At 44.8% G+C, this 11,298-nt stretch carries 12 protein-coding genes and 1 other annotated feature; all 12 genes read right to left on the bottom strand.

What is annotated here, in order from left to right:
- Positions 1–317 precede the first annotated feature (317 nt).
- The 12 genes from FU659_RS07900 to mreD all read right to left on the bottom strand — a co-directional run bounded on the left by FU659_RS07900 (position 318) and on the right by mreD (position 11,296).
- Complete coding sequence (locus FU659_RS07900) at positions 318–1,391, bottom strand: anthranilate phosphoribosyltransferase (RefSeq protein ID WP_147947054.1); 1,074 nt, start codon at positions 1,389–1,391, stop codon at positions 318–320.
- A gap of 184 nt (positions 1,392–1,575) precedes the next feature.
- A complete protein-coding gene (gene obgE / locus FU659_RS07895) occupies positions 1,576–2,877 on the bottom strand; it encodes a GTPase ObgE (protein WP_147947053.1) in 1,302 nt (433 codons plus the stop codon).
- Positions 2,878–2,889: 12 nt separating this feature from the next.
- Positions 2,890–3,642 carry a Spo0B domain-containing protein gene (locus FU659_RS07890; protein ID WP_147947052.1) on the bottom strand — a complete coding sequence of 251 codons (753 nt, stop codon included), beginning with the start codon at positions 3,640–3,642 and terminating at the stop codon, positions 2,890–2,892.
- Positions 3,643–3,790: 148 nt separating this feature from the next.
- Positions 3,791–4,102 (bottom strand): 50S ribosomal protein L27, encoded by a 312-nt coding sequence (gene rpmA, locus FU659_RS07885; protein ID WP_147947051.1) that lies wholly within the window; start codon positions 4,100–4,102, stop codon positions 3,791–3,793.
- 4 nt (positions 4,103–4,106) lie between these two features.
- A complete protein-coding gene (locus FU659_RS07880; protein ID WP_147947050.1) occupies positions 4,107–4,460 on the bottom strand; it encodes a ribosomal-processing cysteine protease Prp in 354 nt (117 codons plus the stop codon).
- A gap of 11 nt (positions 4,461–4,471) precedes the next feature.
- A complete protein-coding gene (gene rplU, locus FU659_RS07875) occupies positions 4,472–4,783 on the bottom strand; it encodes a 50S ribosomal protein L21 (protein ID WP_029194673.1) in 312 nt (103 codons plus the stop codon).
- A 13-nt stretch (positions 4,784–4,796) separates the two neighbouring features.
- Positions 4,797–4,885: a sequence feature (ribosomal protein L21 leader region), on the bottom strand.
- 53 nt (positions 4,886–4,938) lie between these two features.
- The gene (locus FU659_RS07870) at positions 4,939–6,102 is read right to left on the bottom strand and encodes an Rne/Rng family ribonuclease (RefSeq protein ID WP_147947049.1); all 1,164 of its coding nucleotides are present in this window, start codon (positions 6,100–6,102) and stop codon (positions 4,939–4,941) included.
- Between the two features lie 23 nt (positions 6,103–6,125).
- Positions 6,126–7,880, bottom strand: coding sequence for a peptidoglycan DD-metalloendopeptidase family protein (locus FU659_RS38210; RefSeq protein ID WP_147947048.1), 1,755 nt, complete (start codon positions 7,878–7,880; stop codon positions 6,126–6,128).
- A gap of 165 nt (positions 7,881–8,045) precedes the next feature.
- Positions 8,046–9,194, bottom strand: coding sequence for an FtsW/RodA/SpoVE family cell cycle protein (locus tag FU659_RS07860; RefSeq protein ID WP_147947047.1), 1,149 nt, complete (start codon positions 9,192–9,194; stop codon positions 8,046–8,048).
- Between the two features lie 8 nt (positions 9,195–9,202).
- Positions 9,203–9,997 (bottom strand): septum site-determining protein MinD, encoded by a 795-nt coding sequence (gene minD / locus FU659_RS07855; protein ID WP_147947046.1) that lies wholly within the window; start codon positions 9,995–9,997, stop codon positions 9,203–9,205.
- 39 nt (positions 9,998–10,036) lie between these two features.
- Entirely contained in the window at positions 10,037–10,696 is a 660-nt protein-coding gene (gene minC / locus FU659_RS07850) for a septum site-determining protein MinC (RefSeq protein WP_147947045.1), read from the bottom strand.
- A gap of 72 nt (positions 10,697–10,768) precedes the next feature.
- Positions 10,769–11,296, bottom strand: a complete 528-nt coding sequence (mreD, locus tag FU659_RS07845) for a rod shape-determining protein MreD (RefSeq protein WP_147947044.1) — start codon at positions 11,294–11,296, stop codon at positions 10,769–10,771.
- Between the last annotated feature and the right edge of the window lie 2 nt (positions 11,297–11,298).

Here is an 11,298-nt window from a genome sequence, read left to right as displayed (position 1 = left end):
TTGGGAGAAAACCAGTTAAAGTATTGAATTTTTCGTAGTATTTGATCTATTCGCAACAGTAGTTTTGGGGACTGAGATATCTACAATGAATCGACAGCCTCATGGAGTTCGTTAACACGATAACTCTTTGTCAATTGACCAAATAAGGCTTACTGAGTTCGTTAGGGGTCCTCGTCAAAAAAGGAAAGGCTCTCATCTATATCAGGTTTTATCGTCAATGAGAAGTGGTTTTCGAGAACCGAAAACTTATCCTTTCTGGTTTAATAAAAAAAACTTCCTTGAGGCTGATTTTACTACCAGCATGAAGGAAGTTTTTCTTATCCAATTTGCGTCGAAGAACCGTCTGGATTTTGCTGCTCCTGCAGTGACCAACGATGACTTTGTTCGATCCAACGCTGCATAACTTTATGTGCTTCTTTTCGCTGCAGCAGGCACTCTGCTAACTGAAATCCTTCTTCGTAGCTGCCTACTTTGTCAAACCAAGCCAGTCTCAATCCCGCATTAAAAATAACATGATCACGTTCTCTCTTCAGTTCTTCAGAATGCTCTCCGGCAATAATTCGCTTGATCAAGGAAATCTGCTCTTCTTTACGAAGAGGGTGCAGCGCTTCACTGGAGAAGCCAAATTTATGAGGTTCAACCAAACGAGATTCATCTCCCCAAGGGGTTACGATACGAATGGTGCTATTTTGATAAATCGGCAAATCTTCTGAGCCCTCCATCCCATTGATGATGTAAATATGCTGAAAGCCGGATTTCAAAGAAATCGGAAGCAACGACTCCATCGCTTTCCGCCTATTTACACCGATGATTAGATTCAAGGAGCGCACCGGATTAATGACCTTCTCAACCGTATTCATCACAGTTGGCAGCCCTAATTGTTCTCGCACATGCTTCAATCTATAGATGGGTGGGCATAGCTGTTCTGTGGGAAGAAACCCGATATGCAAGTGAAAAAGCATCGTTTCCCACGCCTTCATTGACAAATTCATTGCGACTCCGAAGCTTTCCAATATGTCTTTCATTGCACTTCCTTGTCTTGGCGGAAGTGAATCGCCCCCTTGAAGTATTTGAGTGAATCCCACAGAAGCAAGCAATAAGCTAACCGGCAATGTAATCGGGAAATATTGACGCCCTTCTGCAGGTCCCGCACAATTAAGCGAATCTGCACATGCATGGTATGGCAACGAATAACTGCGGAATACGTCGATGAAGGCCATCAACTCTTCGCTCGATTCCCCTTTCATGCAAAGAGCCATTAAGAAAGCTGCGCATTGCGCATCCGTAGAGTCCCCCCTAGCTATGTCATTGGCGGCTTCAACTGCTTCTTCATAAGTGAAGTCACGAGAGTTGTCTTGTCCTGCGCCAATGGCTTGAATCCACTTTTTCATTGTCATTCCTCCTTCCATGTAAAAGATGATCTCTTCCATCTTTGATGTTATATATATTAACAATTTTTGAGATTACTTCTCGAAATCGTATTACTTTTTGTTTTTAGTGTCAAGTTTAATGACATAAAATATTTATTTCAACAAAAAAAACGCCTACCCGTTAAGGATAAGCGTTCCTATTTCGTTACTGCTTTTCATCAAATTCGAAATCAAAATCACCAATACGTATCGTCTGCCCATGATAGGCGCCTCGCGTACGCAATTCTTGGTCAATCCCGATGTTACGCAAAATACGTGCAAAACGCGCAATCCCATCTTGCGTACTGAAGTTGGTACGTTTGATCAGCTTCTCAATCGAAGGACTCTCCACAATGAAAACATCATTTTCGCGACGTATGGTGTAATCCCGTTCTTCCCGCTTCTCAAATCGATAAACCTTGCGTTCTTCCGTCTCCGCAACGCCTTCCACTTCCGGAGCATCGGGAATACTTTCCACAATGTCAGAAATCTTATAGAGCAGTTCTTGTACGCCGCCGCGTGTTAAAGCCGAAATGGGGTACACATGAAACTCCTTGCCATCCGCAGCGAGCTGTTCTTTGAAGATAGCCAAATTGTCCTCAGACTCCGGCATATCCATCTTATTGGCAACAACGATTTGCGGACGCTGCTCCAATTTCGCGTTATAGAGCTTGATCTCCTCATTGATCTTCAAAAAATCTTCATAAGGATCACGCCCGTCCGCCGCAGACATATCAACCACATGTACGATCACTCGTGTGCGTTCTACATGACGCAGGAATTCGTGACCAAGGCCCACGCCTTCGTGCGCCCCTTCGATCAAACCGGGAAGATCCGCCATGACAAAGCTGCGTCCATCACCCACATCTACAACACCTAGATTCGGCGTCAGAGTCGTGAAATGATAGGCCGCAATCTTAGGCTTCGCCGCAGAAACAACCGATAAGAGCGTCGATTTACCAACGCTAGGGAAGCCTACAAGGCCAACGTCAGCCATGACCTTCATCTCAAGAACAACCCAGCGTTCCACGCCTTCTTCACCGTTCTCAGCTATTTCCGGCGCTGTAACACGCGCTGTAGCGAATCGTGTATTGCCTCGGCCACCTCGGCCGCCTTTAGCTACCACGACTTCTTGACCATGACGCGTCAAGTCCGCAATGACTTCCTGCGTGTCATCGTCAATGACTGTTGTCCCCGGAGGGATACGAACGATCAAATCTTCGGAGTTAGCGCCGTGCATCGACTTGTTGCGGCCTTTCTCGCCACGATCTGCTTTAAAGTGCTTCTGATAACGGAAATCCATTAAGGTCCGTAAACCCTCATCAACACGGAAAACAACATCGCCGCCGTTTCCGCCGTCACCACCAGCAGGCCCACCTTCCGGCACATATTTCTCGCGTCTGAATGCAACGAGGCCATCGCCACCGTCGCCGCCTTTAACAAATATTTTCGCTTTATCAACAAACATTCCTACACCTCTTTATGTACGAAACGGCAGACGTAATGCGATCACCGCTTCTTCCTCTTGCCAATCATTGTTCTCCAGCGAATAAGAATCCGCCTTCGCGAGTCTTTCACCAACAGCTTGTTCAAGCTGGATGCGGTTATAGGCTCCTTGATATACAAAATCAAGCAGTAAATAATCCTCTTGAACATCGAGTTCCAAGCTCAGTGTGCCACATTCACCATCTTCTACGGCTGCAAACTCCTCGAATAACCCAACCGTTTGAATGATTAACTTCTCAATCAACCCTTCTTTTATAGGAAGTTGAGCCAAATTAACTTCTTGATCTAGCGCAAGATCCAATTGCAACGATTTCGATTGAACTCGAACCATCAGCAAGAAAGCAATTAACGAAGGGATACCCAGCTTAGAGAGATTACTTTCCTGCTGCATATTCATTTTTATTTTTTCCATATATGGCGGTAAATTATCAAACTTCTTCATTTGAATGTAACCAAATAATATTTGGGTATCATTCATCCAATCATGACGCAGGCGGTTTATGACACGAAGCAAATTGATATGGGATTGTTGTTCTTGATGACGAAGCTTTTCGCACCACTTCTCTTGTATCCTGCTTATTTCCAACTTGAAAGCCAAATAACCACAAAATACTGTTAACAGCAATAAAGCAGCCCTGGCTAACCAGGGTTCCACAAACATCAATCCAGTTAACCCAATAAGCACAAGCGCCAGTAAATAAACCTGTGCACCACTCACTCGCTTCATTGCCAGTTCGCTCCGTTCTCACTGCTTGATAACCGTTTATCCAGTATATCATGACATCTGGTAAACTTCACCAACTACCTCCTCTTACTCAAACCTTAGAAACAAATAAAAAACCCCAGCGAACTTATCGCTCGCCGGGGATCGTTAATTATGCTTCTAAAGCTGCAGCCACAGGAGCTACATCAACTGGGTATACGCTCACTTTTTTGCGATCGCGGCCCCAACGTTCGAATTTCACTACGCCTTGTACTAAAGCGAAAAGTGTATCATCCGAACCGATGCCTACGTTTGTTCCCGGGTGAATTTTCGTACCGCGTTGGCGATAAAGAATGCTTCCTGCAGTAACGGTTTGACCATCAGCACGTTTAGCGCCAAGGCGCTTCGAGTGAGAGTCACGACCATTCTTTGTGGAACCCACTCCCTTTTTGGAAGCGAATAACTGGAGATCCAATTTCAACATGGTGTCATCCTCCTTTGTGATAGATTGTTTCAATCGTTATATAGTCACCGTAGTTTTCTTCAATCGTTTGCAGCATAACGACCATTGATTCCAGAATCACCTGTATATGATCCCATTTACCCGCTAAGTCTCGCGCACTTTCAGGGATGATAACATCCATAAAGCCGCGTTCCATTTCGTGGATCGGAATGATACCAGTAATAGATTCTATAGAATTAAATGTACCCACGGAAATCGCGGATACAGCAGCGCAGACTAGGTCTTTGCCGGGTACGTCATATTCAGCATGGCCTTCCACTACAAAAGATGAGATCTGAGGTGAATCCGGTGCAAAGCGTTTTATGGTCACATTGATCATAAGACTGCCTCTTACGCTTGGATTTTCTCAACAACTACTCTTGTGTACGGTTGACGATGACCTTGTTTTTTGTGATAGTTCTTTTTCGGTTTGTATTTATAAACGATAACTTTAGCGCCTTTGCCGTGTTTCTCCACTTTCGCGGAAACTGAAGCACCAGCAACCAATGGAGCACCTACAACTAGGCCACTCTCTTTGGAAACCAAGAACACACGATCAAAAGAAACAACTTCACCTTCAGCTGCGTTCAATTTCTCGATGTAAAGAACATCGCCCTCTTGAACTTTGTACTGTTTACCACCTGTTTCAATAATTGCGTACATTTTCATTTACCTCCTCATGTCTCAGACTCGCCTTGTCCAGGTGACGGATGGGATCAAACCCACTATCGTGCTTAGACCCGATTCGAGCGGTTACAGCATGCCTAAACAACACACTCCGAGTATTATAACACAGACAGTTTTTGATATGCAATGTTTTATTTGCGTTTTCGCGTCATTTCTAACAATCCGAGTTTGGTCCAGCCGACAATTGTCGTTTTGGATCGGTCCTTACGTACCGCTTGCGTCATCATATCCATAACGGCAATACGATTCGCCTCCGAGTTCATATCAATAAAATCAACAATAATGATGCCCCTTGTATTCCGAAGACGCAAAAGTCTCGGAATTTCATTCGCCGCTTCTCGATTAATATCCGTAACGGTTTGCTCCAAATCAATGGAGCCCGTATATCGACCCGTGTTCACATCAATGACCGTCAAGGCCTCTGTCTGATCAATAATCAGGTAGCCACCGCTTGGCAGCCAAATTTTGCGCCGGAAGCTATAATTCAGCTCCTCCGTAACGCCAAATTGATCAAATAGAGGAATTTTCCGATCATAAAACGCTACTCTTCCGTGCCAGCCCGGGTTCTGTTTACGCAGCAAATGCTTCATCTCTTCGTACACATTAGCATTATTCAGCCATACTTCCTGAACGTCATCCGTGATGACGTCTCGGACCAAACGAGGCAAAAGATCCAAATCCTGATACAATTGCGCCGGCGCTTGAGCTTCTTCCCATTTGGCAAGAACCGTATTCCATAAATCCCTTAAATTTTGCAAATCATCTCGAATAGCTTCCTCGTTCTGCCCCACAGCGCCCGTCCGAACAATAACCCCTTCACCGGGAAGTAAATTTCCTTCGGCCAGTTGTTTGAGCCGCTGCCTTTCCGCTTCAACATCGATTTTGCGTGATATTGCGATATAGTCGGCTTCCGGCATATACACAATCCAGCGACCAGGTATCGAGATATGTGTTGTTACTCTAGCGCCCTTGGTACCTTGGGGGTCCTTGGTCACCTGCACCATGAACGTCTGACCAACCTCAGCAAGCTCTGTAATAGGTGGTTTAATTTTAGGCTGCTTGTCCAAATGGACAGGAAGCAAATCGTCTATATATAGAAAGGCGTTCTTAGCAAGTCCGATATCGACAAATGCTGCCTGCATGCCGGGAAGAACGTTGACGATGCGACCCATGTAGATGCTGCCTGCTCTTTGAGAATCGAGCGGATACTGCGTATCGTACTCAACAAGACGGCCTTCTTCAAGCAATGCTGCTTGTGTAAGCTCGGGGGCGCAGTGAATTATAAGTTGCTTCATACACGTTCACCTCAACAGTTATTTTACATGAAAAGATCGGAAACTGCACTCCCGGGTTTTTTTCCATCCAAATAACCACTGACTAGTTGCTGTTCAGGCAGTATCGCCTGAATGCGACCTTTTTCATTAACAACATAGATTAAATGGTACTTTTCTCTCATAAAAAGCTTGAGCGTATCTGCCATCGTTCGCTGTCTCGTGACAATAATTGGCTGAGCCAACACCCCTCTGGACAACAGTTGACTGACCCGATAACCGCGGCTAATCAGAAAGCGAAAGAAGTGATAGGGCAGCTGTCTATATGCATACCAATTGGAAACCAGCAGAAAAATGCCAATGACAAGCATATTCAGTGGAAGCTGACCACTTATCAGCTGTATACACGATATACCAATAATCATCATGCTTAAAATCATGCTGATCCATGCACTATAAAGAATCGTATTATGATACGACATTATATAGCTTAACAATGACTGCAAGACCTTTCCCCCATCGAGCGGCATTACTGGCAGTAAATTGAACAAACCAATCATGAGATTGGCCTCTATAAAATAGTCCCACCAGCTAATACTCCCAAGGCCAACTCCTTTCATCAACAACGCGGCCAGAATCATCCATACATGCTGTAAAGGGCCTGCCAAAGCGACAAGAAGCTCTTCTCTGGTCGGAACCGTTCCCAACTCGTCCACGATAACGACTCCTCCAAAGGGCAAAAACTGTACTTCGCGAACCCGCCAGCCAAAACCGTTTGCAGCTGCCAAATGGCCGAGCTCATGAACAAGAACAATGGCGAATAACGTAACGGCTTCTAGGAAATACCCCGTAATCGCTGAACCAATCATAATCAGTGTAAATAAAGGATGAAAGCGATACGTTGTCCCTGCCCATTTAATCAAAGTTATCACATCCGATGGATTGATAGGACGTCCGTCTTTCGTAACCGCAAAATAAAAGGACCCTTTAGAAGGATCTTTGCTGGATGCCTTCCCGACAACCTCACCAATTTTCATCCAGTCGCCTACAGTCACATGTGCTTCACTCAGACTGCCATACAGAGATTGAAGACCACCGGCATGACGGATAATGACTGTCAATCCTGTATCCGCCACCGTTCCGCTGTAAATAACCTGGCCCGTGTCTAACGCATAGACAGGTGCGTATTCCGCTGTATTCAGCTTAACGCCAAGATGGGTAGTGCCATCATAAGGGATAAGCACACTTCCTTTGGCCGGAGAAAAAAAAGTCCGTTTGGTGGCATTAACTCGTACAGCATCATCCCCCTCTCGGTGAAAACTAGGAATAAAAGAAGGCGCCCCCCCAAATCGTTCGGTGTACCACATAGAAATCGCCGTGAAATCATACGATTGCGTAAGCGAAGCGGCAACAATCTGTTTTCCTTTATTCGCCCAAGGCTGATTTAGCTGAAACATGCCAAACAGCCCTGCAAAGAGTATGCAGCTAACGAACAGCTTGATGACAATTTTGCGAGGGGAAGGCGGAGCCAGCAGCCCGCTTTCATTCTCTTGGCTCCCTAGCCCGTTCAACGTTCTATCCATCATTATTTTATGCTGCCATGCGTACTCAGGATCTTCCATACGCCGTTTCCAATCCGCATCGGCATAAAGAGGCAAGTCCGTTTGATTCCGATTGGGAATGACGGTTTCCGTGTAGCCGGTGGACCCCCTACTCCGGCTTACCTGACCAGCCTCCGTCATATCCCGTAAATTGCGAAGCCGTTCCAATCGGCGTTGTTTGACTTTATCCTTGACTTCCATGGAGATCCCTCCTAAACCTTCGTTAGAAAGCTGCCTGCATGAGCAACCAGCTAGTCCTCATCTCTTGCTTAGTACAGCCTATGAGAAGGAGGACAAGATTATGTGATGGGACTAAAAAAAGCCCATTGACCGATTAGGCCAAGGGCTTGCATTCCCAAATGTATATTAAAACAATTCAGGCTCCCGCTCCTGATGAAGTTTTACACTCATAACCAAACCTAGTGAAAGCATGTTGATCAGCAAGGAAGTTCCTCCATAACTGACGAAGGGCAGTGTAATGCCTGTTAATGGCATAATATTTATCATCATTCCGACATTTTCAAAAATTTGAAAAACGAACATCGAAATGACACCAACCACGATGTAAGCACCGCTAAGCTGTGTGCTTTGTATCGAAATGAGAATCATGCGGTAGATGAGTAAAAAGTATATGAGCAGCAGAACCGCAGAACCACGGAATCCAAATTCTTCACCCACCACAACAAAGATGGAATCCGAATAAGCGAAAGGGATGAAGTTGCTGTGCACCGAAGTTCCTTGCAGATACCCTTCTCCCTCCAAACCACCTGAACCGATTGCCCGCACGGCATTCTTCACTTGATAATTGTCATCTGCAGTCACATCCTGCGGGTAGAGAAAGGTATCAATACGATCCATCCAATGGCTGAAACCGTACCCCTTCAACAAATCGAACAAGGATTGATGAAAATGCTTATAGAGCGTCAAAAATAAAAAACCAACACCCGCAATAATAACAATGCTCAGCAGAACATGGGAATATTTAATATTAGCAATCCAAATCATCCCTAACAAAATGACAATAAAAATGATCGCATTTCCTAAATCAGGCTGCACAAGGACCAAAATAAATGGTAAAAGAACGGCCAAACAAACAGGAACCAGATCCTTTTTAAAGCGCAGCAAATCGCCACCGCGTTTTGCTAAAAGAGCCGTAACGCATATGATAAGAATTAGCTTCACCATCTCTGCGGGTTGAAACGTCAATCCTCCTGGAAGCTCAAACCAACCGCGGGCTCCATTAATTTTGCCCCCAAACAAATAGACAGCAATTAAGGAGATAATCCCAATTCCATAAAGAATAGGGGCTATTCGAACAAGCACACGATAGTCAAATAAGCTGCACGCCAGGAAAGCTATCATCCCAACAGCATATAAGAGAAGAATTTTTGTGATGCTAATCGTGATTTTGGGATGGTCTATAGATGCGCTGTATACCATCATTGTGCTGATCACCATAAAGGCGAACAAGATGATAACAATTGGGATATCTATTTTTTTCAGTTTGGCAAGCAAGGACTACCTCATCCTATTCCGATAAACTTTTTCATTCGTTTGACCCAACCCGTTTTGTCATCCAACTGCATAAGTGGAACGGTATCTCCCAGAATACGGCGAGCGATATTACGATAGGCAATGGCAGCTTTGGAAGAAGGATTCATCACGGTAGGTTCACCTTGATTAGCAGCTTTGATGACATATTCGTCATCCGGAACAATGCCGAGCAAATCAATGGCAAGCACGGAACAAATTTCATCGATATCCAGCATTTCGCCCTTTTTGACCATGCTTGGACGAATCCGGTTAATTACCAGTTTAGGCGATGAAATTTTCTCATTTTCAAGCAATCCGATAATGCGATCAGCGTCCCGCACAGCTGCATTTTCAGGTGTCGTTACGACAACGGCTTTGTCAGCTCCAGCAACGGCATTTTTGAAGCCTTGCTCGATACCGGCCGGACAATCAATAATAACGAAATCAAAATCTTTTTTGAGTTCCAAAATAATCGTTCTGACATCTTCCGGCGTTACCGCATGCTTGTCTTTGGTTTGAGCAGCCGGCAGCAAATAGAGTTCATCGAAACGTTTATCTTTAATTAGCGCTTGCGGCAAACGACAACGTCCTTCCGCAACATCAACAAGATCATAGATAATACGATTTTCCAGACCCATTACGACATCCAAGTTACGTAGTCCGATGTCGGTATCCACCATGCAAACTTTTTTACCTAGTAACGCCAATGCTGTCCCAAGATTCGCGGAAGTTGTTGTTTTACCAACGCCGCCTTTCCCAGAAGTGACCACTATTGCCTCTCCCATGTTTCCTCACCCCACACTCTGATTTCCCGTATACAAGTTTTATTTCAAATTGAATGAAGGCGAAATACGATGAAGATGATGCAGCTTATCAATTTCCATCTTGCCTTCTTTTACATAAGCAAACTCCATAAAAGCCTCTTCGATTCCCCATTCATCGGGGGGACGGCTAATGATGCCGGCAATCCTTAACTGAGTAGGACGCATATGAGAAGCAGCAATAATCATGCTCTCATCCCCATCGACACCTGCATGGGCCAAGCCACGAAGAGAGCCCATAATATAAATATTCCCTGTACAGGTAATCGTCCCACCGGGATTCACGTCACCCAAATAAAGTAAATCACCTTCATGATGCAGGGTTTGTCCGGAACGTATCATGCCTTTAAGCGTGACCATAGCCGCTCTCGGCTCTTCCGTGGGCGTTTCCAAGCTCGGATCGCTCTCGATGGATTGGATCAACAGATTTCCTTTTTGCCTAATGACGGAACGGATCTCTTCCTTTTGTTCTTCGGTCGCCTCACGACTTCCTAATTTGACATACACATGGATAATGGGTCCAGTCAATATCTGTTGATGCGTTTTCTCAAGCTTGTGCTGCAATTCCTGCATTAAAGCTTGCCATTCGCAAGTATCATTCAGTAAGAAAACAAGGCCATCCTTGACCCCTTTTATCATCACATGGTGCTTTGTTACGGACATAATTACACGACGACCTCCCAACCTATACATTTCGGTTTATGTCCTGTATTCTCCTGCTAAGAACCCGGAAAATTAATCTTCCGTTCCTGATGGCGCATTGCGCTTTCCTTCGAGCAACTTGCGAGCGGGAACGTAACAAATCAAGGCAAAAAGCAGGTTAAATAGAACACTTGGCAGCATGTAATGGGTGAGAGCAAATTCCAGATTAATGTCGATCAGCTTAAACAAACGATTAATCCCATAGTTAATGAGTTCAAATAAAACTAAACCCATTCCAGTTATAAGTAAATTGTAAAATACCAGATTAGGCTGCCTTCTTTGTGCAAGACCTGCCAAATAAGCGGTGAGCCCCATACCAAAAGAATATACACCCAACATGGAACCATAATAAATAAAATCATGCAAAAGTCCGAACAAGAGTCCATAGATTAAGGCAGAATGACGATGACGAAAGAGTCCGATAAATAAAATTAATACTAGCGTAAAGTGCGGAGCTACGAACACCGCAGACTGCCATGCGGATGGGATCAACCATCCGATAATCGTCCCTTGCAGAATGAACAGTCCAAACAGAATGAGCCATAGTACATGTCGCGTCACTT

It is taken from the genome of Paenibacillus sp. N3.4, from assembly GCF_008017805.1.
Taxonomy (GTDB): domain Bacteria; phylum Bacillota; class Bacilli; order Paenibacillales; family NBRC-103111; genus Paenibacillus_E.
Note: the sequence above shows the minus strand (reverse complement) of the source record. Positions and strands in the feature narration are given on the sequence as shown.